Genomic DNA, 25,736 nt, shown 5'->3' on the forward strand with positions numbered 1-25,736 from the left:
ACCCCCATGAGGACAGGGGGGCGCCCGGGACGCATCGCCGCAGCACGGATCATCGCCGGCATGGCCGTCGTGGCCCTGACCGCGACCGGCTGCGCGGGTGAACAGGTCACCGGCGAGCTTCAGACGGTCGGAGACGTCGCCGGACTGCCGGTGACCCATTTCGAGAGCGGGCTCAAGGACAACGCGGCGAAACCGGACGTACAGGCCGAGGGTGCGACCGACGCCATGGAGGACCGGCTGGCACTGGCCTCGATCGCCGACGTCACCGATTACTGGGACGAGCAGATGCCGGAGCACTTCGGCGAGAAGTTCGAGCACGTCGACAAGCTCATGTCCTACGACCCGGAGGGCGACTCGCAGGAGGTCTGCGGCACCAACACGCGGGACATGGCACTCAACGCCTTCTACTGCCCGCCGGAGGACCTCGTCGCCTGGGATCGCGGCGTCCTGCTGCCGCTGCTGCGCGAGAAGTTCGGCGACATGGCCGTCGCCGCGGTGCTGGCCCACGAATTCGGGCACGCGGTCCAGACCCGGCTCGGGGACAAGGCGGGCATCGACGAGGGCACGTCCACGATCGTCAAGGAGCAGCAGGCCGACTGCTTCACCGGTTCGTACATGCGCTGGATCGCCGAAGGCGACAGCAAGTACTTCGAGTTGTCGACCTCCGACGGCGTGAACGAGGTGCTCGGCGCGTTGTTCCTGATCCGCGACGCACCCGGCGCGCACGCCAACGAACAAGGGGCGCACGGCTCCGGATTCGACCGGACCTACGCGGTGCAGCTCGGCTTCGAAGAGGGTGCGAAGCGGTGCGCGGAGATCGACAAGGCCGAGGTCGACCAGCGCATTACCGAGGTGCCGTTCAAGAACGCGACCGACCAGGCCCAGCAGGGCCAGGCCCCCATCACGGCCGGCACCATGGTGCACGTCCAGCGCAGCCTCGACCAGGCGTTCTCCGGTTCCGGCGTCGACGCTCCGGAGATTGTCGAGGGCGACGGGACGTGTGACCAGGGCAGGTCCACACCACCGGTGTCGTACTGCCAGCAGGGCAACGAGGTGAACATCGACCTGGCCACGCTCGAGAAGATCGGCCAGCCCGCGGACCAGGTCGGCGAGCTGACCGGCGAGAAGTCACCCGACGCGGGCCTCGGCGACTTCGCCGTGTTCTCGGAGGTGGCGTCCCGGTACGTGCAGGGGATCCAGCACGGCGTCGGCGCCCCCACCGAGGGCGGGCAGGCAGGGCTGCGCACGGCCTGTCTGGTCGGCGCGTGGGCGCAGTACGCCAACGACCCCAACAGCGGTTCCACGCTGTATCTGTCCCCCGGTGACCTCGACGAGGCGATCGCCGAGTTGCTGCAACCGCGCAGCCTGCTGGCGGCCGACATCAGCGGCCATCGGGTCGCCAACGGTTTCGCCCGCATCGAAGCCCTGCGCAACGGTTTCCTCGACGGTTCCTCGGTCTGCACCGAGACCTACAAGTAGCACCGCGGCCCGCGGGTGTGGGAATCGCGGTTCGGGGCTCAGCCGGGCGGCAGGAGCGGTCCCGCGTCCCAGCGCTCGAAGACGAGGTTCGTGTGGACCAGCGCGACCTCCGGGCGGTCGGTGAACTCGTCGAGCACCAGCCGCTGGAGTTCCTGCGGGTTCTCGGCGGCCACGTGCACGAGGAAGTCGTCCGGTCCGCTCACGTGGTACAGCTCCAGCGTCTCCGGCAGCGCGAGCACGTGCTGGATGAACGGGTCGACCAGTGGCCGGCGGTGCGGCTGGACCCGGATGAACAGCAGCGCCTGCAACGGCCGCCCGATCTTCTCGGCATCGACGCGGACGCTGTAACCGAGGATGACGCCCGCTTCACGCAGCCGGTTGACCCGGTCGAGACAGGTCGAGGGCGCGATGCCGACCGCCGCGGCGAGGTCCTTGTTGGGGATTCGGGAATCGTTCTGCAGCGCTGCGAGTATGCGCATGTCCACCGAATCGAGTTCGGCACTTCTGGCCATACGCAGAACCCTAACCGGGGGCGGTGGATATTCGCCGACTCGACGCCGATGCTGCGGCATGTCCTTCCCCACCGATACGGGAGCCTGCCATGCCCCAGCAACTACCCGTGTTCATCGGGACCACGCTGCTGATGCTCATCATCCCCGGTCCCGATTTCGTCCTGGTCACCCGCAACACCGCAACCGGAGGAGCGCGCCGCGGTCACGCCACCACGATCGGCATCTGCAGCGGGCTCGCGCTGTTGACACTCGTCGCCGCGGCCGGTGTCACCGCGGCCGCCTCGGACCCGCACGTGTTGTCGGCCCTGCGGATCTGCGGGGGCGCATACCTCGCGGCACTCGGCATGTCCTTCGCCCTCGCCGCACGGTCCCGCCGCGCGGACACCGGCGCCCCGGACACCGTCCGCAGCGCCGGGTCACCGGTGGTGCAGGGCTTCGCCTGCAACGTGCTGAACCCGAAAGCGCTGATCTTCTACCTGACGTTCATTCCCCAGTTCGTGCACACCGGCGGCTCGGTGCCGACGCAGACGCTGCTGCTCGGCGGTCTGGTGGTCGGCTGCGCCGCACTGTGGTGGACGCTCTACGTGACGGCGCTCGGCGCGCTCGGTGCGGTACTGGCCCGGCCGCGGGTGCGCCTCACACTCGACATCGGCGCGGGCCTCGCACTCGCCGTACTGGGGGTCACCACGCTCGCGAGCGCCCTCGGATGATCCGACGGCTCCTGCCGGGGCCCGCACGACACCGGCCGGTGGACGACGGCCGGCGAACCCGCCGCAGCACATTCCGTCGCACCACACCCCGCCGCAGCACCTTCCGCCGCACCACACCCAGGCACGCCACCGCCCCGCCGACCACGGCCGGAGCCGCGGACGACGGGGCGGATGCGCTTGCTCAGAACAGGGCGCCGGCCAGGTCCCGGCGGGCCTTGGCGACGCGGTCGTCGGCCGGGTCGAACAACTCGAACAGCCCGACCAGGTGCTCCCGGACACGGTCGCGGTCCTGGCCCGCGGTGCGGCGGATCGTGTCGATGAGGCGGGCGAACGCCGCCTCGACCTGTTGCTGGGCGACCTCCTGGTCAGCCGCGGCGAGCTGGGCGTCGAGATCGGCCGGGTCGGCGTCGGCCTTGGCGATCGCCGACGCGTCGGACTCCGCCGCCCTGGCGGCGAAGCGCACCTGGTTCAGCGCGGCCTTGGCCTGCTCGTTGGCGGGCTCGGCGTCGAGGATCCGCTGGTAAGCCGCCTCGGCGGCGGCCAGGTCGCCGCGGGCGAACGCGTCCTCGGCCTCGGTGAACCGCTCGTCCTCCGGTTCTTCGACGGGCTCCGCGGCCGCGCCTTCCTCCGCGGCGCGGATGCCGGGCAGCTTGTCGCGCAGCGCGTCCAGCAGCTTGTTCAGCCACTGCTTGATCTCCGGCTCCGGCAACGCGCCGGAGAAGGCGTCGACGGGCTGACCGCCCGCGATCGCCACGATCGTCGGGATCGACTGCACGCCGAACAGCTGCGAGATCCGCGGGTTGGCGTCGACGTCGACCTTCGCCAGCACCCACGCACCGTTCGCCTCACCGGCGAGTTTCTCGAGCACCGGGCTGAGCTGCTTGCACGGCCCGCACCAGTCGGCCCACAGGTCGACGACGACGAGCGTGTTCATCGACCGCTCGACGATCTCGGCCTGGAACGACGACTCGGTCACGTCGATAACGGCACCGCCGGCGCCGCCGGCTCCATCACCGCCGGCTCCACCGGACGGCGGCGGCGCCTCACCACTCGCCGCGGACGGGCCTGCCTGCTGCTGCGAGGCCTCGGCGCGCTGCTTCAAACCGGACAGATCGACCGCTCCGGAGAGGGCCGCCGGTACCCCTGGAGTGTTGCGTGGCTGTGTCACGGTTCCATCCTGGCACGGACTGCTGGGAGCTGGGTCACTGGTGGAATCCTAGCGAATCCGCAGCTCGGCACCGCTCCGGCGGGCGGGCGGCGGGGGGCACTGCTCGCGCCGCGTCGTGGCATCACTCACGTGCGGCTCGCTCCCAACACGGACGAAGTCACACGGATGTGAGCTATACGCCCGGTCACATCGGTGTATCCGATTCCGTACACGCTCAGCAGTCGTAGCGTCACCGTATGCTCAATACGCTCGGCAGGCATGGCGAAAACGAAGAACAAGCTATTGCGGACAGTATTTCGCTTCTGGGGATACCTCGTGGTCGCCGGTGTCGTTTACGCGTGGACCGCACGTGACGTCAGCCTACCGATCATCATCGCCGGCTCCTGTGCGTCGCTGCTGTACATGCTCTTTGCGGCACCCACATGGTGCCTGGCGCCCACCCGTGCACACGAGCGATGCCGAAACAATGCTTATGGCCTGCTGCTGGGTTGTTGGATCCGCTCCCACAAGTGGCAGAACGTCACAATGCTCGCGAGCAGCTCACGCTGGGCCGAATTGATGCGCCGCTGTTGGTCGGGATTCGGGAACGCTGCCGCGTCGGTAAGTGCGTTGGCGGCGTCCTTGTCGGCGATCGTCGCAACCGTCACGCTGGCTACCGGCTGAGTTGGCACCGCTCCGGCGGGCGGGCGGCAGGGGTCACTGCTCGCGCAGGTGCGCCTCGACGCGGTCGAGCTTGGCGTCGAGCTGGCCGGTGTAGCCGGGCCGGATGTCGGCCTTGATCACCAGGCCGACCCGGGCGGACCCCTCCCCCGCGGCGTCGGTGGCACGCTTGACCACGTCCATCACCTCGTCCCATTCGCCTTCGATCTCGGTGAACATCGACCCGGTGCGGTGCGGCAGGCCGGACTCGCGGACGACACGGACGGCGCGGGCGACGGCCTCGCTCACACCGCCGTCGGAGTCGGGCGCGGCCGCCGGGCTGACACTGAACGCGACGATCATGGTGGGGCTCCCCTGGGGTTCTCGTACCGGTCGCCTCGTGCGCCGGTCGTCTCGTGCCCCGTGTTCTACCGTGACCGCGTCCTGCCCGGCACCTCCGGCGGCGCCACACGACGGCCACACGAGGCGGCGACACTGGACGGCGACACTGGGCGGCGGCGTGGGCGATCGACTCGGGGCGCGTGCCCGCCGACGTCGCCCGCGCTGCTAACTTCGGGCGCCATGAACCGTCCGTTGCCGTTCGACCCGATCGCCCGCGCGGCGCAACTGTGGGAGGACCGCATCGGGCCTTCCGACACCATGGCGGCCGTCACCGGCGTCATGCGGGTACAGCAGATCGTGCAGTCGGCCGTCGACGGCGCGCTGAAGCCGCACGGGCTGACGTTCGCCCGCTACGAGGCGCTGGTGCTGCTGACCTTCTCGCGACAGGGAGCACTGCCGATGCGGGTCATGGGCGAACGGCTGCAGCTGCACCCGACGAGCGTCACCAACATTGTCGACCGGTTGGAATCCGGAGGCCTGGTCACGCGAGTACCGCATCCGACGGACCGGCGCACGACCCTCGTCGAGATCACCGACGACGGGCGTGCACGGTACGAGGTCGCGACGAAAGCCGTCACCGACATCGACTTCGGACTCCACGGCCTGACGGAACGGCAGACACAGCAGCTGACCGAACTGTTGACCAAGGTGCGCAAAGCGGCCGGCGACTTCACCGAGTGAGCCGCCGGCCGATGCGGATTCGGAAGTGAGCGGCGCTCAGGCGCCGACCGGCTGACGGAACAGTGCCGTGCCGCCGCGCTGGGAATGCTGCGGGCCGTCGAGCTTGCCGCGGCGCAGCGCCCAGGTCTCGAACCACCAGGTGAACAGCGGCGGGATGCTCGCCAGCAACGCGGTGACGGTGGTGCCGGCCGACCACCCCAGCGGCTTCGCGACGCCCAGCGTCACGACGAGATACACCACGAACATGGCGCCGTGCACGGCGCCAAGGACGGGCACGCCGCCCTCGCCGAGTTCGACGACGTACTTCAGGAACATGCCGATCAGCAGGCCGGCCCACGACAGCGCCTCGGCCACGGCGACCACGCGGAACAAGACGGCGGCCTTGTTCGACAACGGTTCCTCCTCCGCTCGGATTGTGCCGCCACGGACGGGCAGCCACGTCACTTGCTGTATACGCCAACGCCGCCCGCGACGCGCAACATGCCCGTGCGTTCCGTGACCGTACTCACGAACGTCGGCATGACCTGGTGAGACTGTGACCACACGTAACCGTGCGGTGCGAATTGTCACCGCTTCGGGCGCTTTGTGACTTCTACTCCGGACGGCCTGCGGCGCGGAAGTGAAGGAGCACCCGGCGAACGGTGCCGAGCTGCGCCGAATCGGCGTCATTGATGGGCGCCGGTGACTGTGTGACGATGCGATCATGACTCAGCGTCGAACGCCGCCGTTCCGCGCAGACCACGTCGGGAGCCTGTTGCGCCCCGCGGCGCTCCACGAAGTGCGACGGCAGGCAGCCCAGGGCGCCATCACCGCCGAGCAGCTGCGAGCCGCCGAGGACGAGGCGATCCGCGACGTCGTCGACATGCAGCGCAGGGTTGGCCTGCGGTCGGCCACCGACGGCGAGTTCCGCCGTTCGTCGTGGCACATGGACTTCATCTACCAACTCGAAGGCATCTCGGCGAGCGACGAGAAGCTTCAGGTGAAGTTCCGCAACGCCGACGGGGAGCTCGAATTCAGTCCGTCGGGCCTGAAGGTCGACGGCACGGTGGGCCTCGGCCACACGATCTTCGGCGACCACTTCGACTTCCTCAAGTCCACTGTGGACCCCGAAGTCACGCCGAAACTCACGATCCCGTCGCCGAGCATGGTCTACTACCGCGGCGGCAGGGCGGCCGTAGACCCGAGCGTCTACCCCGATCTCGAGGACTTCTTCGCCGACCTCGGCGCCGCGTACGCCGCGCAGATCGCGGCCGTCGGTGACCGTGGCTGCCGGTATCTGCAGCTCGACGACACGAGCCTCGCCTATCTCAACGACCCCGCACAGCGCGAGTTCGTCGCCGAGATGGGCTTCGACCCGCAGACGCTGCACCTGCGCAACATCCGGACCATGAACGCCGCGATCGCCGCCAAGCCCGACGGCATGGCGATCACTACCCACCTGTGCCGCGGCAATTATCGCTCCTCCTGGGCCGCAGAGGGCGGCTACGACTTCGTCGCCGAGGCGCTGTTCAACGAACTCGACGTGGACGGTTACTTCCTCGAGTTCGACGACGAACGCTCCGGCGGGTTCGAACCGCTGCGGTTCGTGCCGAAAGGCAAGCACGTCGTACTCGGCCTGGTCACGACCAAGCGCGGCGAGCTGGAGACGGTCGACGGACTGCGGCGGCGCATCGAGCAGGCGTCGCAGTACATCGACGTCGACCAGCTCTGCCTGTCCCCGCAGTGCGGCTTCTCCTCCACGGAGGAGGGCAACGACATCACCGAGGACGAGCAGATCCGCAAGCTGGAGTTGATCGTCGAGACGGCCGAACAGGTCTGGGGCTGACGCCTGCGCCGGCGGCGCGTGCGATACCCGTCGGCCCGCGCGTGGCCTACAGTGCGGAGCCGTGCCGGAGCCACTCGAACCGATCGTCCTGCCCGCCAACCAGCCGCCGCAGTTCTACCGCGGCGGCGCCGCCATCGCCGCTCTCCGTGGGGACGAGACACGTGAGTACGGCCCCGAGGACTGGGTCGCCTCGACGACCACGAGGTTCACGGGCGGCCCCGACGGGCTCACCCGCCTGCCGGACGGCCGGTGGCTGGCCGACGCCGTCACCGCCGACCCCCGCGGCTGGCTCGGCGACCCGCACCTGCGCCGGTTCGGCGATTCGACCGCACTGCTGGTGAAACTGCTCGACGCCGGCCAGCGACTGCCCGTCCACTTCCACCCCGACGACCGGTTCGCCCGCGCGCACTTCGACTCGCACTTCGGCAAGACCGAGGCGTGGATCGTCGTCGGGGCCTCCGGCGACGATCCGACCGTCTACACCGGATTCCGCGAGACGCTCCCCGCCGCGACGGTCCGCGACTGGGTACGCGACCAGGACGCGCCGTCCATGCTGGAGGCGCTCAACGCCGTCCCGGTCGCACCCGGCGACACGGTCGTGATCCCGGCCGGCCTGCCGCACGCGATCGGCGCGGGCGTGTTCGTCGTCGAACTGCAGCAGCCCACCGACTTCTCGCTCACCATGGAGTGGCGGGACTTCCTCGACTCCCCCGAGCAGGGCCACCTGGGTCTGGGCTTCGACACCGCGTTGCAGGTCCTCGACACCTCCGGCTGGGACGAGCAGCGCCTGACCTCGCTCATCCGGCGCGGCGATGACGAGCCCGCCGGCCGGGACGCCACCGACCCTGCGGCGGCCGAACTGCTCGCCCCGCTCGCCGACGGATTCTTCCGCGCCGAGCGGCTGTTCCCCCGCGCCGCGCCTGCCGGCACGCTCACCCTCACGCCGGGCTTCGCCGTGCTGGTGGCACTCGGCGGCGCGGGCACGCTGGCCTCGCCGCACGGCGAAACACCCATCGCCCGGGGCGACACCGTCGTCGTGCCCTACGGAGCGGGCGCGCTGGAGCTGTCCGGCGACGTCACCGTCCTGCGCTGCCGCCCACCGGCCTGACCGGCAGGTCCGGCCGGGACCGCCGGGTGCTCAGCGGCTGGTGCGCCGCCGCCGACGCTCGGCCGACCGTGTGCGCGGGCGCAGGAAGGCAGGACCCCTGCCGGGATGCGCGGCGGCGTGCCGGATCCGGCGTTCGCGCGACGGCGTACCGGCGACCCGGGACAGCGCCGCGGACGCCCGCGACGGCGCGGCGACCGCCCTGCGGCGGCCCCCGTCGCGCCGCAGGCCGCCCGGCCACCACACGCGAGTCCGGCGGACCGGGAACGCGGGGCGCTGAAAGACGGCGACCGCCACCGCGACCAGCGGCACCAACGCCGCCGTCACAGCCGTGACCCAGGTGGTCGCCGTAGCGAGCGGATGCGTGAGCGTGATCAGCCCGACCACGACCGCGGGCGCCCCGGAACCGAGGTAGAACGCCACGTGCAACGCGCCGGTGATCGCGCCGGTGCGTGCGACGGGTGCGACGGCGTCGACGGCCGCGGCCGCACCGCCGTAGGCCAGGCCGTGCCCGGCACCGGCGATCACCGCGGCCACGAGGGTCACCACCGTCGACCCGCCCGCCGTGAACGCCAGCAACGCCAGGCTCGTCAGCAGCGCGGCGAGCCCCAGTACCTGCGCCCGCCGGTCCCGCAGCCTGGCCACGAACGGCTGGGTCGCCACCGAGCACACCAGCACCAGCCCGAGAATCGCGCCCGTCACCGCGGGGCTGGTCTGCCCTGCCCGGTTCAGCAGCGTCGGAATGATGGCCAGGAACAGGCCCGCCACCATCCACGCGACGAAACCCGCGGCAGCCGCCGAGGCGAACACCCTGCGCATGCCGCGCGGGATCGCCGGCTTCGTGGGACGCCACCCCGCACGACCCGACGTGCCCGCCGCGACGGTCATCCCGGGGGCGCTGCCGCCCAACCCGGACACCAGGCGCCACCCGAGCGCCAACAGTCCGAGGTGGAGCACGAACGGCACGGTCTCCGGAGCTGGCGCGTACCGCGCGAGCAGCCCGCCGACGACCGGTCCGGCGGCGGTGCCGCCCACGAACGCGATGCCCGCCAGTGCCGCGGGTGCGATCCGCCTGCCGCCGTGCAGCGAGGTGAGCGCGCTCGCAGCCGCCGTCGCAGCGCCGAGCGCAAGGCCCTGTGCCCCGCGGCCCAGCAGCAGCCACGTGGTGCCGGTGGCGAACACGAAACACGCCGAGCCGGCCGCCGCGACGATCAGCGCCCCACGGAGCACGGGACGCGCACCGAGCGCATCGGCCGCCTGCCCGAACAGCAGCAGCGCCGGCGCGCTGACCAGGGCGAACGTCGCGTACACCACGGTCATCGTCAGATCGTCGACGCCGAAGGTCTGCTGATACGCCGGATACAGCGTGCTCGGCAGATAGGCGCCGAAAGTCAGCACGGCGAGCACGTAGGCACCGGTGCGCGCGGGCGAGCTGAGAAGTGGGCGGTGACGAGGGGAAGCGAGACGTTCCAGCAGCACACGACCATGGTGCCGAGATTATTCGGTGAGGAGAATCAAACGATTTTCATCATGACCGTGCAAAATGACTGCATGATCGACCCGAAGTTGCGGGTACTCCAACTCGTCGCGCAGCACGGCACCGTCACTGCGGCCGCGGCGGCCTCGCACTACACGCCGTCGGCGGTCTCGTATCAGTTGCGTCAGCTCGCCGAGGAACTCGGCGTTCCGCTGATCGAAGCCCGCGGCCGCGGAATCCAGCTGACCACCGCGGCGCGTACCGTGCTGCGGCACGTCGACGTCCTGTCCGCGCAGGCCGAACGCGCCCACGCCGAACTCGCGGCCCTCGCCGGCGAGCCCAGCGGCCCGTTCACCGTGTGCGGCTTCTCGACGGCCGCCACGCACCTGCTGCCCCCGGTCGCGGCGGCCCTGCGCGATCGGCACCCGCACGTCCGCATGCGGGTGATCGAGGCCGAGCCGGGCCGGTGCTTCGACCTGCTGCTGGCCGGTGACGTGGACCTCGCCCTGGTGATCAATACGGCCCACACACCGCCGACCGGCGACGACCGGTTCCACCAGCAACCGCTGCTGGACGATCCGCTCGACCTGGTCGTGCCCACGGACCACCCGTTCACCGCACGTCGCCGCGTCACGCTGGCGGACGCGGCCGACCAGGAGTGGATCGTCGGACGGCCCGGCACCGCTTACCACGACCTGGTCCGCACCGCGTGCTCCGCAGCCGGCTTCTCCCCGAACATCGCGCACTACGCCGACGAATGGGACACCGGAGCGGCGCTCGTCGCACAGCGGTTCGGCGTGATCCTCGTGCCCCGGCTGGCACGGCTGCACGACGACCGTCCCGTCGCGCGCGTCCCGCTGTCCGGCGATCCCGCACCCGCACGACGGGTGATCGCCGCGACCCGCAGCGGCCACGCCGGGCACCCGCTCGTGACCGAGGCGCTCGACGAGATCAACGAGGTCGCGGCCCAGCTCCTGCCCACGGAAGCACCGCAACCGCGGTGACCCGCCGCCGCGCGCGGTGGGTCGAGCCGGCCCCGGACACGCCGCGCGGTTCCCGGCCCCGGATACACGTCCGGCGCCGGGAGCCGAGGGCTCACCGGCGCCGGACGTGGTGTGAGCGAGGGCTACGCGGGCACGTTCAGCAGCAGCGCGTCGCCCTGGCCGCCACCGCCGCACAGCGAGGCCGCACCGAGGCCGCCGCCGCGACGGCGCAGCTCGTGCACCAGGTGCACGGCCAGCCGGGCACCGGAGGCGCCGATGGGGTGGCCGAGCGCGATCGCACCGCCGTTGACGTTCACGATCTCCGGGTCGACGCCGAGCTTGTCGGTCGAGACGAGGCCGACGGCCGCGAACGCCTCGTTGATCTCCACGAGGTCCAGCGACGAGGCGTCGAGCCCGGCCTTGCGCAGTGCCGCGCCCACCGCGTTCGACGGCTGTTCGTGCAGGCTCGCGTCGGGACCGGCGACGACACCGTGCGCGCCGATCTCGGCCAGCGGGGTCAGGCCCAGCTGCTCGGCCATCGCCGGGCTCGCCACGACGACCGCGGCCGCACCGTCGGAGATCTGCGACGCCGAACCGGCCGTGATCGTGCCGTCGGCGGCGAACGACGGGCGCAGCTTGCCCAGCGACTCCGGCGTGGTGTCCCCGCGCACACCCTCATCGGTGTCGAACACGACCGGGTCGCCCTTGCGCTGCGGCACCTCGACGGGCGCCAGCTCGGCGGCGAACACGCCGTCGGCGATCGCCTTCGCCGCACGCTGGTGCGACCGTGCGGCGAACTCGTCCTGCTGCTCACGGGTCAGGCCGTAGCGCGCGTTGTACTTCTCCGTCGACACGCCCATCGCGACCTGGTCGAACGCGCAGTGGAGGCCGTCGAAGGCCATGTGGTCGACGAGCGTCGCGTCGCCGTACTTGAACCCGGAGCGCGACTTCGGCAGCAGGTGCGGCGCCTGGGTCATCGACTCCTGGCCGCCGGCCACGACGAGGTCGAACTCGCCCGCCCTTACGAGCTGGTCGGCCAGCGCGATGGCGTCCAGGCCGGACAGGCACACCTTGTTGATCGACAGGGCGGGCACGTCCATCGGGATGCCCGCGTCCACGGCGGCCTGCCGCGCGGGCATCTGCCCCGCGCCGGCGGTCAGCACCTGACCCATGATCGTGTACTGCACCTTCTCGGGCGCCACGCCCGCCTGCTCGAGCGCCGCCTTGATGGCGACACCGCCGAGCTGGGCGCCCGAGAAGTCCTTCAACGAGCCGAGCAACCGGCCGATCGGCGTGCGGGCCGCCCCCAGGATCACGGAACCGGACACGTGTCTTCCTCCAAGCGTTGACGATGCTTCTCGGCGCTGACCCGGCACGCCTCGCGTGCCCTGTGCACCAGCGGCGCTTCACCGGGGAACGATACCGGTCGCCGCGGCGGAATCGGACTCCGCGGCGGCCCAACCCACGGTGTGAACAAGCGCACCCCAACCGGCGTTCCGGTGACCCTATCCTGCGCGTATGCAGCAGCAGGCAACCGCGGCGCTGGCGCCGTACATCACGACGATCGACCACGTGGGCGTCGCCGTCGCCGACCTGGACGAGGCAATCGCGTTCTACCGCGACAGCTTCGGCCTCGAGGCCACGCACGTCGAGGTCAACGAGGAGCAGGGCGTGCGCGAAGCGATGCTGCACGCACCCGGCGACGAGAGTGGCACCGCGGTGCAGCTGCTCGCCCCGTTGCGGGCGGAGTCGACGATCGCGAAGTTCCTCGACACCAAGGGACCGGGGTTGCAGCAGCTCGCCTACCGGGTCACCGATGTCGAGGCCGCCGCACAGGCGTTGCGCGACAAGGGATTGCGGATGCTCTACCCGGAGGCCAAACGCGGCACCGCGGGCAGCAGCGTGAACTTCGTGCACCCCAAGGACGCGGGCGGCGTGCTCGTGGAACTGGTGCAGCCCGCCTGATCCGCCAGGGCCGGATGCCCGCTCACGGCGTTGCCGGGAACGCCGTGAGCGACACTGTTCCGGCCGCTAGTGCTGGCCCGCCATCCGATGTGCGGCGCTGGCCACCGGTACCGCCGCCGCGCCCACGAGCACGGTCAGCCCACCGATGATCCAGGACGTCCACGCCGCGCCGGTGAAGGCCGTGTAGCCCATCACCCACGGAGACACGAACGCCAACACACCGAGTACCACCTGGATTCCCTCACCGACGATCATGCCGGGCATGGCCAGCGAGACCAGCCCGTCGATGGCGATGAGCGCGCCGAGCACGGACATGGTCCACGCTGCCGCGGTGTCCGTGCTCATCCAGACCGGGGACAGCGCCAGTACCGCACCGAGTACGACCTCGGCCCAGTCGTGCGGCCGGGTCCACGCACGTGCCGGATGAGTCGATGATCCGGCCATCGTGATCACCTCCTGGAGATCGGCCCACGGAGGGCACACCATGTGCCCGCCGTCGGGGTCGACCGCCGGACCACACGCCGGCAGGTGCGCTGGTGCCCGCCTGCCGAATGCTTGGGTGACGACGGCGGCCCCTCACCTCAGCATGCGCTTCCGGGTGCCCCCGGTCAATGCCGCCGGCGATGGTTCGGACGTCGCCGTTTTCCCAGCGCAAGACGGAATCGGGAGGCACTCGACAGCCGGGCCGCGGCCCGGCTGTGAATCCCGTGTGAAGCACCGCGGCGCCACGGGCGCATTCGGCGGCGTGGCGATCACGCGTGCGGTTAGGGTGGGGACATGAGCCTTGGCGACGAACGGGATCTCGTGCCGCTGGGGGCCGGCTTCGACTTCGAGAAGCGCGGCTACAGCCGGGCACAGGTGGATGAGCATCTGGAACGGCTGGACGCCGATCTGCGGATGCTCACCTCCGACCGCGACGCGGCGATCTCCCAAGCCGGCGATCTGGCGAAACAACTCGAATCGGCCCGCGTCGAGATCGACGACCTGCGGGGCCAGGTCGACCGCCTCGCACAGCCGCCGACGACGATCGAGGGGCTCTCGGAACGTCTCCAGCGCATGCTGCGGCTCGCGCAGGAGGAGGCCGCCGACACGCAGGCGCGCGCCGAGGCCGAGGCCGGGCACATCCGCGCCAAGGCCGAGGCTGACGCCAGCGCGATGCGGGCCCGCTACGAGCAGCTGTTGACGGAGCTGGCCGAGCGGCGCCGCGAGATGGAGGCCGAGCACCGCAAGGTCATCGCGGACGCGCGGGCCGAGGCCGACTCGATCCTCACCAAGGCCAAGGACGAGCGCGAGCGCCTCGACACCGAGGCCGAGCAGCGCCGCACCAAGGTCGAGGAAGACTTCGAGATCGCGATGGCCACGCGTCGCACCGAAGCGATGCGTGAGTTGGCCGAGCAGGAGGCCGCGAGCAAGGCCGAGGCAGAACGCCGGGTGCGCGAGGCGACCGAGGAGGCCGCCGCGATCCGCGCCGAGGTCGCCGAGGAGCAGGCCACGGCGAAGGCCGACATCGAGCGGCGGCAGCGCGAGTCCGTGGAGGACGCCAACCGGCGCAAGCAGAACTCGATCAGCGAGGCCAACGCCCGCGTCGCCGAGGCGACCGACGAGGCGAACCGGCGCGTGCGCGAGGCGACCGAGGAAGCCAACCGCCGGGTGCGCGAAGCGACCGAGCTCGCCAAGCGGCGGGTCTCCGACGCCAAGGACAAGGTCCAAGCGCTGCGCACGCTGCGACACAAGGTCTCCGACCAGGTCCTGTCCGCGAAGTCGATGCTCGCCGAGGTCGACGCAGCCATCGAGGGCAAGCAGTCCGGCACTGACTCGTCGCTGCCGCAACGCAACGGCCAGAAGGCCCACGCGGGAGCATCGGCCGGTGCGTCGGGAGCGGAAGCGACTCGCGAGTAGGTACGGTGTGGCCCCCGGTACGGCGACCGGCTACTGTTCGGCCTGCAGTACCACCGAGGTTCACCGAGCCCGCTGGAGGATGCGAGAAGCATGGCCGCTTACCAGACCGTCATCGTGGGCACGGACGGGTCCGATTCGTCCTACGCCGCCGTGGACCGGGCCGCCGCCGTCGCCGCGGACGCCGGCGCCACCGTCGTGATCGTGTGTGCCTATTTCCCCGCCAGCAAGGACGAGGTGCTGCGCGCGCAGGACGAACTGGGCGACGAGGCGTACCAGGTCGTCGGCTCCGCGCCGGCCGAGGACACGTTGCAGTCGGCGCGGGACCGCGCGCTGAAAGCCGGCGCCCGTGACATCGAAACGGTTGCCGTCAAGGGTGAGCCGGTGGATGCGCTGCGCAGCACCGCCCAGGAGCGCCGCGCCGATCTGCTCGTCGTCGGTAACCGCGGGCTCAACACGCTCGCCGGCCGTATCCTCGGCTCCGTGCCGTCCGAGGTTGCGCGCAAATCCGGCGTCGACGTGCTGATCGTGCACACCACCTAGGCCGCCCGTGGACGAGGCGCTCGCGCGCCGGCTGGAGCGAATCCTCCTCGACGGCAAGCGCAAGTACACGCGACAGCAGGTCGCGGACAAGGCCGGCGTTCCCCCGGAGCGGACGAAACGGCTGTGGCGTGCGCTGGGCCTGGCGACAGCCGCTGACGACGAGACCGTGTTCACCGACGCCGACGTCGAAGCCGTGCGCATCGTCGACCGGCTCGTGACGGCCGGGCTGCTCGACGAGGAACTCGAAACGTCGGTGGCCCGCGCCGTCGGCCTGCACCTGTCACGACTGGCCGAATGGCAGGCCGATCTGTTGTGGTCGCTGGTGGCCGACAACCCGAAGCTGGCCGGCGACGAACGCCGCATCGGCAAGCTCGTCGAAAGCGTGCTCCCGGAGCTCGAACGGGTGCAGAACTTCGTCTGGCGGCGCCACCTCGCCGCGTACTCGGCGCGCCTGCTCACCGGTGCCGACGAGGAACCGGAGTCGCGCACCGAAGTCGTCGGATTCGCCGACATGGTCGGTTACACCCGGATGACCCGCCGGGTCGACGAGGCCGAGTTGAGCGCCGTATTGGAGCGGTTCGAAGCGCTCGCCTCCGACATCATCGCCGACCGCCACGGCCGGATCGTGAAGATGATCGGCGACGAGGTGCTGTTCGTCTGCGACGAACCCGCCGACGCCGCCGAGATCGCCCTTACCCTGTCCGAACGCGCCGGTGAGGACGAGGACCTGCCGCACGTGCGGGTCGGCATGGCGGCCGGCCGCGTGCTGAGCCGGTTCGGCGACGTGTACGGCTCGGTGGTGAACCTGGCGAGCAGGCTGACATCGCTCGCCAGGCCGGGCACGGTCCTGGTGGACCGCGAACTCGGCCGCGAGCTGGACGGACTCGACGACTTCGACGTGCGGTCCCGCCGCGCCACCTCGGTGCGCGGCTACAGCCGGCTCCGCCCCGGAGTGCTGCGGCGCGCAGGTGCGACCCGGCGGGTGTCGAGCGGCCAGCAGCTGGCAGCGGACCTGCTGGGACTCAGCCGGACCGACCGCGACACCGGTCCCGGCACCGAGCACGACGCCGGGACCGATCGCGACGGCTGACGGCGGCCGGCACCGGTGACGGACGGACCCGGCCGGTCTGCGACGTGGCGCAAGCGCCGGCGGCCGGCGGGAGTGCGCTACTTCTTCTGGTACCGCTCGCGGCGCACCGTGGCCTTGCGTCCCTTGATGCTCGTGCCCTTCAGCGCGGCGATCACGTCCTCCGCCGCTCCGGAGGGCACGTCGACGAGCGAGAACCGATCAGCGATGTCGATGGCACCGATGTCGCGGCCACGCAGTCGCGACTCGCCCGCGATCGCGCCGACGAGATCCTGCGGCCGGACGCCCGACGTGCGGCCGACGCCGACGAACAGGCGCGTCATACCCGGGCCGACGGCGCGGGCGCCCTTCTGCTTGCCGCCGGGACCGTTGCCCTGGCCGCCCTCGCGCTTGCCACCGCGTTTGCCTTCCGCCGGCGGCCACGCCTTCACCTCGGGAATCTCTTCCTCTTCGGTGATGGAGCCGCCGGCCTCGTGCGCCAGTTTGACCGCGGCGAGCGCGATCTCGACGACGTCGTACTCGTCGGCGAGCGGCTCGACGACCGAGCGGAACCGGTCGAGATCCGCGGTGTCCTGCAGCGCCTCGGTCAGCGAGGAGCGGGTCTGTTCGAGCCGCTGCGCACGCAGATCCGCGATCGTCGGCAGCTTCTTGACGGCGATCTTGTGGCCGGTGACGCGTTCGATCGTCTTGAGCATGCGGTGTTCCCGCGGCTCGGCGAGCGTGATGGCCGTACCCTCACGGCCCGCGCGGCCGACGCGGCCGATCCGGTGCGTGTACGACTCGGGCGCACTCGGCACGTTGTAGTTGACGACGTGCGTGAGCTGATCGATGTCGAGTCCGCGCGCCGCCACGTCGGTCGCGACGACCAGGTCGGCACTCGACCCGCGGAGACGTTCGACGACCCGGTCGCGCTGCAGCTGATTCATGCCACCGTGCAAGGGTTCGGCCCGGTAGCCGCGGCCGTTGAGGGTTTCGGTGAGCGTGTCCACCTCGTCCCGGGTGCGACAGAACACGATCGCCGCTGCGGGCGATTCGACGTCCAGCACACGGCCGAGCGCCGCCGGCTTGTGCCCGCGCGGCACCACGTAGGCGGTCTGCGTGATCGGCGACTCGGCCCCGCCGGCGGTGCGTTCCCTGCCGACGCTGATCTGCACGGGGTCGGCCAGGAATCGCTTGACGAGACCGTTGATGCGCGGCGGCATCGTCGCGGAGAAGAGCATCGTCTGCCGCTCCGTGGGCATCTCCGCGAAGATCGCGTCGATGTCCTCGGCGAAGCCCATGTCGAGCATCTCGTCGGCCTCGTCGAGCACCGCCATACTCAGCTCGCCGAGCGACAGCGTTCCCCGCGACAGGTGGTCGAGCGCGCGGCCCGGCGTCGCGATCACCACGTCGACGCCGCGTTCGAGCGCCTTCAGCTGCCTGCCGATGGGCTGCCCACCGTAGATCGGCAGCACGCGCGTGCCGAGCTCGCTGCCGTAGCGGTGCAACGCCTCGGAGACCTGTACGGCGAGTTCGCGGGTCGGTGTGAGCACGAGCGCCTTGGGACCGGCACCCTTCCCGTGCCCGGTGATGCGCTGCAGGATCGGCAGCGCGAACGCCGCGGTCTTGCCCGTGCCCGTCGCGGCCTGCCCGACGAGGTCGCGCCCTGCCAGCATCGGCGGGATCGCCTCCCGCTGGATGGGGGTCGGCTCCTCGTAGCCGAGCGACGACAGCGCGCCGAGCAGCTCCGGCCGCAGGTCCAGGTCGGCGAACGTCACGCCCGCCTCGCCACTGCCCTCGTCGGAGTCCACGGTGTCGGCCGCGTCCTCGTCGGTGTCGGCCGCGGCGGTGTCCGCGGTGGCGTCAGCGGCGGGACCGGGTGTGTCCTCGTCTTCGTCCTCGGCCGTGTCGTCGTCGTTGTCGGTGTCGGTGTCGGCCGTGTCGTACCCGGCTTCGGTGGTGTCGGGGGCTTCGGTGGTGTCGGCGGTCGCTGCGACCGCGGCGGTGGGCTCGCCGGGGTTGGGCTCGCCGGCGGTGGGCTCGCCGGCGTTGGAGTCGTTGTCGTCCGACGTGGCCGCTGCGCCGGTGGCGCTATCGGTACTGTCGCCGGTGGCGGTGTCGTTCACTGTGGTGGACCTTCCTGATCCGGGGAATGTGCGGCGACGCCACAGCCGTGACATCCCCGACAGAGGTGACCACCGGCCGCAGGTGCTGCGGCGGTGGGGGTGCGTTCACCGCGACGCCGGGAGTACGGCGTACTGGCGGACGTACAGGTCGGTGTAGGTGACCGGGCCACGCGGGCCAGGCACGCGGTCCAGGTTGATGCCGGTCTCCGGCACGCCGAGCAGCTTGAAGCCGTCGAGCAGCCGGGTCGGGGCGTTCCAGAACACGCCGGTGCCCTGATAAGCGTCGAAGAAGGCCTCGGCCGTGGCGGAGTCCTCGGTCGCGATGCCGGCGGCGAGGCCGGAAGTCTGCTCGTTGGCGATCGCCACGGCCTCGGTGAGGCCGCCGACGGGAGCGACGGTAACCGTGGCCTCGCGGTCCGAGTCCAGGGCCCACTCGTAGCCGATCGGGTGCTCGTGCGGCGGCAGCGACGGGGTCACTCCGCGGCCGGCGAGGGCCTCGGAGATGACCGGCCACAACCGGTCGTAGACCGCGGAGTGGACCAGCAGCAGGTTGAGCCGGTTGCAGACGCCGAGCCGGTCGAGGCTGCCGCTGACGAGACCGGCCACCGTGTCGGCGTCGGCCGCCTCGTCGACGTACAGCACGCCGCCGCCGTCGGCGTGCGCGAGCGTGCGCACGCCGCAGTTCGCACCCTCCGTCGCCAGCGCGCGCGTGGTCTCACCGCTGCCACGCAGGATGACGAGCGGCACGAGGTTCGGCAGGCGCACGAGCGCCGCCGCGGCCTCCCGTTCGGTGCGCGGGACGAGCTGGACGACGCCGGCGTCGATACCGGCCGCGGCCAGGGCGGGGGCGACGACGATCTCGATCAGCCGCTGGGCCGAGCCGAGCGCGGCCGAACCGGTGCGCAGCACGCCCGCGTTGCGCGATTTGACCAGCTGCGAGGCCACGTCGACCGTGACGTTGGGCCGCGCCTCGTAGTTCGCGCCGATGACACCGACCGGCCTGCGCCGCTCGACGAGCTTCAGCCCGCCGTCGAGCGCGGACACGTCGACCGAGCGCGCCTGGTGCGGGGCACCGGCGAGCAGCCGGAGCTGGTCGGCCATCCCGGTCAGGCGGTCCTCGGTGATGGTGAGCCGGTCGAGCAGACCCGCGCTCATCCCCTCGGCGCGCGCACGAGTCACGTCGGCGTCGTTGGCGGCGAGAATGTCGGCCCGGTACTCGACGAGACGGTCCGCCATCGCGGTCAGGGCGACGTCGATCGCCTCGTCCGACGCGGTCGCCAACGACGGCGCCGCGTGCTTCGCCACTCGCGCGCACTCCTCGACAGCCTTGGCGACCTCGTCCGTCACAGCCTGAGCCCTTCCCCGCTCGCGGGCGCCGGGCCCGCAGTCGTCCGCACCGTCATCGTCACGGTGTCGACTCCTCAGTGTGCCCCACCGCCGGTGCGTGCCCACGGGCGGTCCCCGGGTCGGGCACCTGCTCAGGGGGCTACAGCGGCCCGCCGACGGCCGGATCGACGAGCAACATGCCGCCCACGACGGCACAGCCTCCGATCAGGACTCCGAGCACGAGCAGCCACAGCGCCGCAGGCAGGCCGGTCAACCGGGCCAACTGGTCGATGTCCGAGTCGCGGGCGGCACCACGACGGCGTTTGCTCTGCAGCTCGAACAGCGGCCGCACCGCACCCAGGATCAGGAACCACGTCACGACGTACACGAACACGGCCTGCACCCCTGGCGGGGCGAACCACGCCACGGCACCGAGCACCGCCGCCGCAACCAGCACGGAGAAGACCCCGTAGGCATTGCGGACGAGGACCAGCACGCCGAGCAGCAGCACCGCGGTGACGCCGAGGACCGCCGAGAGCTGCTCGGCCCACACCAACCACGAGAACAGCAGCCCCAGCAGTGCGGGCGCCGGGTAGCCCGCCAGCGACGTCAGCACCATGCCGGGGCCTTCGGGACGGCCCCGCGAGACCGTCACGCCCGAGGTGTCCGAATGCAGCCGGATTCCCTGCAGCCGCCTGCCCACCGCGAGCGCGGCGAGCGCGTGCCCCGCCTCGTGGACGATCGTCAGCAGGTTCCGCGCCAGCCGCCACGGCGCTCCGGACAAGACCACGATCAGCGTGGCCACGCCGCTGAGGAGAATGATCGTGCCCGCCGTCGTGACGTCCAGATCGAACGCCCGGGTGATCTCGTCGATACCGTCCTGCACCGCGCCAGCTCACCACAACGGGTGTCGGGTCGTGGTGACACCCCGCCCGCGGGCACCCTCCTTGCCGACACCCCGCCCATTGACACCGCGCCCACCGGCACCGCGCAGCACCGCGGCGAACCTGATCACGAAGCTCGCCCAGCTCCGGTACGGCCGCCATCGCTCGGCCACCTCGGCGGGCGGCCGGTCGTAGAGGTCGGCCATCGCCGCCAGCAACAGCCTGTCGTGGGCGGGGAACACGTCGGGGTGCCCGGCCCCGCGGGCGACGATCAGCTCGGCGGACAGCGGCCCGATCCCGGGAACCTGCCGGACCAAGTCGACCGCGTCCCCCGGATCCATCGCACGCAACGCAGCCGCGTCGAGCAGTCCGGACTCCGCCGCGTCAGCGACGATCGCCAGCCGCTCGCGCTTGCCGGCCGACAGCCGTGTCGCGGGCGAGACCGCCCGCAACTCCGGCGGCGGTGCGATCACCGGCCGCCTGCGGCCTCCGACGGGAACGACCCGCCCGTACCGCGTAACCACCCGCGAGTACAGGGCGACCGCCTGTGGCATCCGCAGCCCTTGGCAGATCACGGCCCAGCATGCGGCCTCGTACGGCGACCCGAACAGGATCGGCCGCGTCCCCGGGGAGGCCCTGCGGAGCCCGTCGAGTACGGCATCGCCGCGGGCGCCGGCTGCGAACGCCGCCCCGTCGCAGTCGAGCGAGAGTATGCGGCGGGCCTGCGACACGGCGCGGTCGACATCGGCCTGCGACACGCCGCCGAGGGCCGCCTCGTCCGTGCCCACACCACCCGTGACGGCTCCGGTGACTCGCAGCTCCAGCATCGCGGGTGACCGGCGCCGCACGTGCACCCCGACCGCGCGCCGGACACCGTCCAGGAGGAACGCCAGCCGCAGTTCGTCGACGCCCCACAGGTCTCCGCCCACCGCGGGCGTGATCGCGTGCGCGACGCTGCCGGACACCGTCAGGTCGATGTCGCCCCGGGGCGCCGGTTCCAGCCGGGTGATCACGGCCGAACCCGGCCCGCGCGCGATCGCGGCCGGCATTCGCGCCGAACCCGATCGCATCCCGCCGTTTCCGATCCCGCCGTTTCCCATCCCGCCGTTTCCGATCCCGCCGGTTCCCATCGCGTCCCCCACTTTTCGCCCGCCGTCCCGGGCGTCGTCGTTTCCGGATTGATTCGAACACTAGAGCGACAGGTGGCGATGCGGCAGCCACGATTCACCGGAATGCGGCGGTTTCCCGGCGCACGTGACACGAGTGTCGACTTCTGTTCGCCTCCCGGCGCCGCGAGGGGACCACTCGTGCCACCATCCACCTCGGCCACGCCCCCACTCGTCCGCGCCGTCCGGCCTACCGACACGACGGGAAGCGGCGCGGCGCACGGCGCTGCGGGCCGCGCGTTAGTGTGGCCGGGTGACTGACCGTCTAGTCTGGATCGACTGCGAAATGACGGGACTCGATCTCGCGACCGACGCGCTGATCGAGATCGCCGTGCTCATCACCGACGCCGACCTCAACGTGCTCGACGACGGCCTCGACCTCGTCATCCACGCCGACGACGATGCGCTGGCCGCCATGCCCGACGTCGTGGCCGAGATGCACGAGAAATCGGGACTGACCGACGAGGTGCGTCGCTCGACGACCACCCTCGCCGACGCCGAACAGCAGGTGCTCGACCACATCAAGCGGTACGTGCCCGATGCACAGACCGCTCCCCTCGCCGGCAACTCGATCGGCACCGATCGTGGCTACATCGCCCGCGACATGCCGGCACTCGACGCCCACCTGCACTACCGCATGGTGGACGTGTCGTCGGTCAAGGAGCTCGTGCGCCGCTGGTACCCGCGCGTGTACTACGCCAAGCCGGAGAAGGGCCTCGCCCACCGCGCACTGGCCGACATCAAGGAGTCGATCGCCGAACTGCGTTACTACCGCGCAACGGCGTTCGTACCCCACCCCGGGCCGAGCAGCGACGAAGCACGCGCCGCGGCGGACCAGGTGACCGCTGCTCCGTGACCGCCCGCCGCGGAGACCACCGTGGTGGACCTCCCCGAAACCGCGCGCGGGCGGTGCGCTACGATATGTCAGCCGAGGCGCTCAGCGGCTCGCATGGTGGATGTAGCTCAGCTGGTAGAGCACCTGGTTGTGGTCCAGGAGGTCGCGGGTTCGAGCCCCGTCATTCACCCCACACAACTGCAGATCACGCAGTGAGAACCCCGGAGGCGTCCCCTCCGGGGTTCTTTGTTGTGCCCTCGAGTTCCCGGAGCCATCCGGGTTGTCCACGCGACCTCCGTGGCGGGCCGTCGCCGGTGAGCTGCCGTGCCCGAACGTCGCGAGCAGGCGGACATGATCCCTGAACACCCGCGGATCACTCCGCGCTGAACACCGGTGCTGACTGCCGCCCACGGGCCTTGCATCCCCCTATCCGTAAGTATACGCTTACCGTTCGTGGAGGCTTACGAATCGGAGGCGTGGGACGCGATCGGCGATCCCACCCGGCGGGCGATCATGACCTGCCTGGCCGGACAGGAACTGGCGGTCGGGGAACTCGCCGACGAGCTGCCCGTCAGCAGGCCGGCCGTCTCCCAGCACCTGAAGGTGTTGAAGAACGCCGGGCTCGTCGCGGAACGCACCGCGGGCACGAGGCGGATCTATCGGCTCAACCCGGCAGGGGTCGCCGCGCTACGAGAACAGCTGGAGACGTTCTGGAACCGAGCTCTGACCGGATACCGCAAGGTCGCCGAAGACCGGAACAGCCGTACCCGGAACACGACGGATGAACAGCCCAAGGAGGAAGAATGATGCAGACACAAACCACGGTGGTGCGGCGACAGATCGTCGTCGAGGCGCCCCGCGACAAGGCCTTCCGCACCTTCACCGAACGGTTCGGCGACTTCAAGCCGAAGGAGCACAATCTGCTCGGCGCGCCGATCACCGAGACGTTGTTCGAGCCGCACGTAGGCGGGCACATCTACGACCGCGCCGAGGACGGCAGCGAATGCCGGTGGGCACGCGTGCTCGTGTACGAGCCGCCGAGTCGGGTGGTGTTCAGCTGGGATATCGGCCCGACGTGGCAACTGGAGACCGACCCCGCGAACGCCAGCGAGGTGGAGGTCCGGTTCGTGGCCGAAAGCCCGGAGCGCACGCGGCTCGAACTGGAGCACCGGCACATCGACCGGCACGGCCCGGGCTGGCAGGCCGTCGCGGACGGCGTGGCAGGCGACGGCGGCTGGCCGCTGTATCTGCAGCGGTACGCGGCCCTGCTCGGCTAACCCCGAACGGGGTCGTGCGACGGCCGGGTTCTGCTGCCGGCCGGATGCATGGGGCCGGCCACGACGGGCGACCGGCCCCGACCGACAGTTCGGCAGCTGCGGACAACCGTGGCGTGCTGTCCGAGACTCACCCTCGAACGACGCGGTGCCAACCTCGAACGACACGGTGCCAACCCGGAACGACACGGTGCGGACCCGGTCGGCGTTTCCACGTCGCCGCAGGTCGAGTGGCGGGGCCCCGGAGTATCTCGCCGCGGCCCCGCCACGACACGGACGTCGGATCCTCAGGCGTCCTCGGAGGTCCACTCGTCCCACGACATCTGCCACACACTCCAGCCGTCGGTCGGTTCGAGTGTTTGCCCACCCGCGTTCCGCACGGTGATCAGATCACCGGGTTTCGAGTTCTTCATCAGCCACGCGGCGTTCTCCGTGGACAGGTTGATGCACCCGTGACTGGTGTTGGTATTGCCCTGATACCCCACCGACCACGGCGCCGAATGGTAGAAGATGCCCGAGTACGACATCCGAGTCGCGTACTCGACCCACAGCCGGTAGCCGTCACCGCTGTCGGTCGGCACGCCGTAGGTGCTGGAATCCATCGTGTAGCCGTTGTGCTCGCTCATCACCGTGTAGGTGCCGTTCGGTGTCGGCGAGGACGACTTGCCCATCGAGATCGGCATTCGCCTGACCCGTTCGTCGTCGACGAACACGGACATGTGATGCGACTTCCCGTCCGCGATAGCGGTGACCTTGCGGCCGATCTCCAGCGAGGCCTGCTGATCCTCGGCTCCGTAGAGGCCACCGCCGAGCGGTTTGCCGTAGATCGCCGCATCGACGGTGACTTTCGTACCGGGCTCCCAGTACGCCTTCGGCCGCCACGTCACCTCGGAGTCACTGCGCCAGCGGAACGCACCCTCGGTGTCGTTGTCGGTGCGGACGCGCAACGCCCGCTCGGCGAGCTTGCGGTCGGGGACGTCGGTGCTGAACGTGAACACCAGCGGCATACCGACGCCGACCTTCTGGCCCTCCTGCACGTTGAGATAGACCTCGGCCTGCCCCTGTGGGACGAGCGTGGTGAACGTCGCCTTCTCCGTGACGGTCTCGCCGTCGTCCCCCTCGGCGGTCGCCTTCAGCGTGTAGGTCTTGCCGTACCCGAGCGGTTCGGACGCCCGCCACGCGGTGTCCTGCTGTGTCGTGCCGCCGTCGACGACGGTGCCGTCCTCACCCACGAGGGAGGCCTCGGTGATCGTGCCGTGCTGCACCGTGGCCGTGAACGCGCGGCCGGGCGCGACGTCGTCGGCTCCCTGTCTCACCGACAGGTCCAGCTCGGCAGGCTGCGCTGGCCGCGTCGTGTCCCCGGAACCATCCCCACCGCCACTCGCGCCGCGTTCCTGTGCCGTCGACGTGCATCCCGCGGCGAGCACGCCCCCGACGATCATGATCGTTGCCAGCCGCGCCCAGCTGCCCGGTGCGGCCATCCCCCAACGCCCCATCGACAACCTTTCAGTTGACGTTGTCAGTCCTTCGTGCGAATACCGCCAGTCTGCCGGATCACACCCCGTGTGCAGGGCGGAGTTAATAGGAGTGAGACGTACGAGCACCCCGATTCGTTGCGTCGTCTGCCGGTGCCGTCACTTCCACCTCCGCCCCAGCGCCGACGTGCGATGATGC

At 70.8% G+C, this 25,736-nt stretch carries 26 protein-coding genes and 1 tRNA gene; 15 read left to right on the forward strand and 12 right to left on the reverse strand.

Annotated features, from left to right (window positions below; all coding sequences use genetic code 11):
• The first annotated feature begins 6 nt into the window (after positions 1-6).
• Positions 7-1,479 carry a neutral zinc metallopeptidase gene (locus tag LY40_RS05515; RefSeq protein WP_183787087.1) on the forward strand — a complete coding sequence of 491 codons (1,473 nt, stop codon included), beginning with the start codon at positions 7-9 and terminating at the stop codon, positions 1,477-1,479.
• Positions 1,480-1,517: 38 nt separating this feature from the next.
• Here the strand turns inward: LY40_RS05515 and LY40_RS05520 are convergent, their stop codons facing one another.
• Positions 1,518-1,991: an Lrp/AsnC family transcriptional regulator gene (locus tag LY40_RS05520; protein ID WP_258936126.1), complete on the reverse strand. Its 474-nt coding sequence runs from the start codon at positions 1,989-1,991 to the stop codon at positions 1,518-1,520.
• 89 nt (positions 1,992-2,080) lie between these two features.
• On the opposite strand from LY40_RS05520, the gene LY40_RS05525 reads away from it, so the two are divergent.
• Complete coding sequence (locus LY40_RS05525; RefSeq protein ID WP_258936127.1) at positions 2,081-2,701, forward strand: LysE family translocator; 621 nt, start codon at positions 2,081-2,083, stop codon at positions 2,699-2,701.
• Between the two features lie 181 nt (positions 2,702-2,882).
• Here LY40_RS05525 and trxA read toward each other — a convergent pair whose 3' ends face one another.
• Positions 2,883-3,869, reverse strand: a complete 987-nt coding sequence (gene trxA, locus LY40_RS05530; RefSeq protein ID WP_258936128.1) for a thioredoxin — start codon at positions 3,867-3,869, stop codon at positions 2,883-2,885.
• A 258-nt stretch (positions 3,870-4,127) separates the two neighbouring features.
• On the opposite strand from trxA, the gene LY40_RS05535 reads away from it, so the two are divergent.
• The gene (locus LY40_RS05535; protein WP_258936129.1) at positions 4,128-4,532 is read left to right on the forward strand and encodes a hypothetical protein; all 405 of its coding nucleotides are present in this window, start codon (positions 4,128-4,130) and stop codon (positions 4,530-4,532) included.
• A 33-nt stretch (positions 4,533-4,565) separates the two neighbouring features.
• On the opposite strand, the gene LY40_RS05540 is transcribed toward LY40_RS05535, so the two are convergent.
• Complete coding sequence (locus LY40_RS05540; protein WP_183787090.1) at positions 4,566-4,871, reverse strand: thiamine-binding protein; 306 nt, start codon at positions 4,869-4,871, stop codon at positions 4,566-4,568.
• Between the two features lie 219 nt (positions 4,872-5,090).
• Between LY40_RS05540 and LY40_RS05545 the strand changes: the two genes are divergently transcribed.
• The gene (locus LY40_RS05545; protein WP_183787091.1) at positions 5,091-5,591 is read left to right on the forward strand and encodes a MarR family winged helix-turn-helix transcriptional regulator; all 501 of its coding nucleotides are present in this window, start codon (positions 5,091-5,093) and stop codon (positions 5,589-5,591) included.
• Between the two features lie 36 nt (positions 5,592-5,627).
• Here LY40_RS05545 and LY40_RS05550 read toward each other — a convergent pair whose 3' ends face one another.
• The gene (locus LY40_RS05550; protein WP_183787092.1) at positions 5,628-5,984 is read right to left on the reverse strand and encodes a DUF3817 domain-containing protein; all 357 of its coding nucleotides are present in this window, start codon (positions 5,982-5,984) and stop codon (positions 5,628-5,630) included.
• A gap of 310 nt (positions 5,985-6,294) precedes the next feature.
• Here LY40_RS05550 and LY40_RS05555 point away from each other — a divergent pair, with 310 nt between their 5' ends.
• On the forward strand, positions 6,295-7,416 hold the full coding sequence (locus tag LY40_RS05555) for a 5-methyltetrahydropteroyltriglutamate--homocysteine S-methyltransferase (protein WP_258936130.1): 1,122 nt from the start codon (positions 6,295-6,297) through the stop codon (positions 7,414-7,416).
• A 61-nt stretch (positions 7,417-7,477) separates the two neighbouring features.
• A complete protein-coding gene (locus LY40_RS05560; RefSeq protein ID WP_183787094.1) occupies positions 7,478-8,524 on the forward strand; it encodes a class I mannose-6-phosphate isomerase in 1,047 nt (348 codons plus the stop codon).
• A 30-nt stretch (positions 8,525-8,554) separates the two neighbouring features.
• On the opposite strand, the gene LY40_RS05565 is transcribed toward LY40_RS05560, so the two are convergent.
• On the reverse strand, positions 8,555-10,000 hold the full coding sequence (locus LY40_RS05565) for an MFS transporter (protein WP_183787095.1): 1,446 nt from the start codon (positions 9,998-10,000) through the stop codon (positions 8,555-8,557).
• Positions 10,001-10,051: 51 nt separating this feature from the next.
• Between LY40_RS05565 and LY40_RS05570 the strand changes: the two genes are divergently transcribed.
• Positions 10,052-11,002, forward strand: a complete 951-nt coding sequence (locus LY40_RS05570) for a LysR family transcriptional regulator (protein WP_228726650.1) — start codon at positions 10,052-10,054, stop codon at positions 11,000-11,002.
• Between the two features lie 122 nt (positions 11,003-11,124).
• On the opposite strand, the gene LY40_RS05575 is transcribed toward LY40_RS05570, so the two are convergent.
• Positions 11,125-12,309 carry an acetyl-CoA C-acetyltransferase gene (locus tag LY40_RS05575; protein WP_258936131.1) on the reverse strand — a complete coding sequence of 395 codons (1,185 nt, stop codon included), beginning with the start codon at positions 12,307-12,309 and terminating at the stop codon, positions 11,125-11,127.
• Between the two features lie 190 nt (positions 12,310-12,499).
• Between LY40_RS05575 and mce the strand changes: the two genes are divergently transcribed.
• Entirely contained in the window at positions 12,500-12,946 is a 447-nt protein-coding gene (mce, locus tag LY40_RS05580; protein ID WP_183787097.1) for a methylmalonyl-CoA epimerase, read from the forward strand.
• Positions 12,947-13,012: 66 nt separating this feature from the next.
• On the opposite strand, the gene LY40_RS05585 is transcribed toward mce, so the two are convergent.
• Positions 13,013-13,390 (reverse strand): SPW repeat protein, encoded by a 378-nt coding sequence (locus tag LY40_RS05585; protein WP_183787098.1) that lies wholly within the window; start codon positions 13,388-13,390, stop codon positions 13,013-13,015.
• A gap of 333 nt (positions 13,391-13,723) precedes the next feature.
• Here LY40_RS05585 and LY40_RS05590 point away from each other — a divergent pair, with 333 nt between their 5' ends.
• From LY40_RS05590 to LY40_RS05600, 3 genes are all read left to right on the forward strand, one after another.
• Positions 13,724-14,845, forward strand: coding sequence for a coiled-coil domain-containing protein (locus LY40_RS05590; protein ID WP_228726651.1), 1,122 nt, complete (start codon positions 13,724-13,726; stop codon positions 14,843-14,845).
• Between the two features lie 90 nt (positions 14,846-14,935).
• Positions 14,936-15,385: a universal stress protein gene (locus LY40_RS05595; RefSeq protein ID WP_183787099.1), complete on the forward strand. Its 450-nt coding sequence runs from the start codon at positions 14,936-14,938 to the stop codon at positions 15,383-15,385.
• 7 nt (positions 15,386-15,392) lie between these two features.
• Complete coding sequence (locus LY40_RS05600; protein WP_258936132.1) at positions 15,393-16,475, forward strand: adenylate/guanylate cyclase domain-containing protein; 1,083 nt, start codon at positions 15,393-15,395, stop codon at positions 16,473-16,475.
• A 77-nt stretch (positions 16,476-16,552) separates the two neighbouring features.
• On the opposite strand, the gene LY40_RS05605 is transcribed toward LY40_RS05600, so the two are convergent.
• The 4 genes from LY40_RS05605 to LY40_RS05620 all read right to left on the reverse strand — a co-directional run bounded on the left by LY40_RS05605 (position 16,553) and on the right by LY40_RS05620 (position 21,836).
• Positions 16,553-18,262, reverse strand: coding sequence for a DEAD/DEAH box helicase (locus tag LY40_RS05605; protein WP_258936272.1), 1,710 nt, complete (start codon positions 18,260-18,262; stop codon positions 16,553-16,555).
• Positions 18,263-18,682: 420 nt separating this feature from the next.
• On the reverse strand, positions 18,683-19,924 hold the full coding sequence (locus LY40_RS05610; protein WP_183787101.1) for an aldehyde dehydrogenase family protein: 1,242 nt from the start codon (positions 19,922-19,924) through the stop codon (positions 18,683-18,685).
• Positions 19,925-20,063: 139 nt separating this feature from the next.
• On the reverse strand, positions 20,064-20,789 hold the full coding sequence (locus tag LY40_RS05615) for a M50 family metallopeptidase (RefSeq protein ID WP_258936133.1): 726 nt from the start codon (positions 20,787-20,789) through the stop codon (positions 20,064-20,066).
• A gap of 9 nt (positions 20,790-20,798) precedes the next feature.
• A complete protein-coding gene (locus LY40_RS05620; protein ID WP_258936134.1) occupies positions 20,799-21,836 on the reverse strand; it encodes a DNA-3-methyladenine glycosylase family protein in 1,038 nt (345 codons plus the stop codon).
• A gap of 370 nt (positions 21,837-22,206) precedes the next feature.
• On the opposite strand from LY40_RS05620, the gene orn reads away from it, so the two are divergent.
• The 4 genes from orn to LY40_RS05640 all read left to right on the forward strand — a co-directional run bounded on the left by orn (position 22,207) and on the right by LY40_RS05640 (position 24,065).
• On the forward strand, positions 22,207-22,809 hold the full coding sequence (orn, locus tag LY40_RS05625) for an oligoribonuclease (RefSeq protein ID WP_258936135.1): 603 nt from the start codon (positions 22,207-22,209) through the stop codon (positions 22,807-22,809).
• Between the two features lie 96 nt (positions 22,810-22,905).
• Positions 22,906-22,981, forward strand: a tRNA-His gene (locus LY40_RS05630).
• 260 nt (positions 22,982-23,241) lie between these two features.
• On the forward strand, positions 23,242-23,595 hold the full coding sequence (locus LY40_RS05635; protein WP_258936136.1) for an ArsR/SmtB family transcription factor: 354 nt from the start codon (positions 23,242-23,244) through the stop codon (positions 23,593-23,595).
• Positions 23,592-24,065, forward strand: a complete 474-nt coding sequence (locus LY40_RS05640) for an SRPBCC family protein (RefSeq protein ID WP_258936137.1) — start codon at positions 23,592-23,594, stop codon at positions 24,063-24,065. The genes LY40_RS05635 and LY40_RS05640 overlap by 4 nt, the downstream gene beginning before the upstream one ends.
• A 284-nt stretch (positions 24,066-24,349) precedes the next feature.
• On the opposite strand, the gene LY40_RS05645 is transcribed toward LY40_RS05640, so the two are convergent.
• The gene (locus LY40_RS05645; protein ID WP_258936138.1) at positions 24,350-25,558 is read right to left on the reverse strand and encodes a L,D-transpeptidase; all 1,209 of its coding nucleotides are present in this window, start codon (positions 25,556-25,558) and stop codon (positions 24,350-24,352) included.
• Positions 25,559-25,736: the final 178 nt, after the last annotated feature.

The sequence above is a fragment of the Prauserella salsuginis genome (genome assembly GCF_024648885.1).
GTDB lineage: Bacteria > Actinomycetota > Actinomycetes > Mycobacteriales > Pseudonocardiaceae > Prauserella > Prauserella salsuginis.

Coding starts and splice junctions, on each gene's coding strand:
- LY40_RS05515 (WP_183787087.1), top strand. CDS start 7: ATGAGGACAGGGGGGCGCCCGGGACGCATCGCCGCAGCACGGATCATC.
- LY40_RS05520 (WP_258936126.1), bottom strand. CDS start 1,991: ATGGCCAGAAGTGCCGAACTCGATTCGGTGGACATGCGCATACTCGCA.
- LY40_RS05525 (WP_258936127.1), top strand. CDS start 2,081: ATGCCCCAGCAACTACCCGTGTTCATCGGGACCACGCTGCTGATGCTC.
- LY40_RS05535 (WP_258936129.1), top strand. CDS start 4,128: ATGGCGAAAACGAAGAACAAGCTATTGCGGACAGTATTTCGCTTCTGG.
- LY40_RS05540 (WP_183787090.1), bottom strand. CDS start 4,871: ATGATCGTCGCGTTCAGTGTCAGCCCGGCGGCCGCGCCCGACTCCGAC.
- LY40_RS05545 (WP_183787091.1), top strand. CDS start 5,091: ATGAACCGTCCGTTGCCGTTCGACCCGATCGCCCGCGCGGCGCAACTG.
- LY40_RS05555 (WP_258936130.1), top strand. CDS start 6,295: ATGACTCAGCGTCGAACGCCGCCGTTCCGCGCAGACCACGTCGGGAGC.
- LY40_RS05570 (WP_228726650.1), top strand. CDS start 10,052: ATGACCGTGCAAAATGACTGCATGATCGACCCGAAGTTGCGGGTACTC.
- mce (WP_183787097.1), top strand. CDS start 12,500: ATGCAGCAGCAGGCAACCGCGGCGCTGGCGCCGTACATCACGACGATC.
- LY40_RS05585 (WP_183787098.1), bottom strand. CDS start 13,390: ATGGCCGGATCATCGACTCATCCGGCACGTGCGTGGACCCGGCCGCAC.
- LY40_RS05590 (WP_228726651.1), top strand. CDS start 13,724: ATGAGCCTTGGCGACGAACGGGATCTCGTGCCGCTGGGGGCCGGCTTC.
- LY40_RS05595 (WP_183787099.1), top strand. CDS start 14,936: ATGGCCGCTTACCAGACCGTCATCGTGGGCACGGACGGGTCCGATTCG.
- LY40_RS05620 (WP_258936134.1), bottom strand. CDS start 21,836: ATGCCGGCCGCGATCGCGCGCGGGCCGGGTTCGGCCGTGATCACCCGG.
- LY40_RS05640 (WP_258936137.1), top strand. CDS start 23,592: ATGATGCAGACACAAACCACGGTGGTGCGGCGACAGATCGTCGTCGAG.
- LY40_RS05645 (WP_258936138.1), bottom strand. CDS start 25,558: ATGGGGCGTTGGGGGATGGCCGCACCGGGCAGCTGGGCGCGGCTGGCA.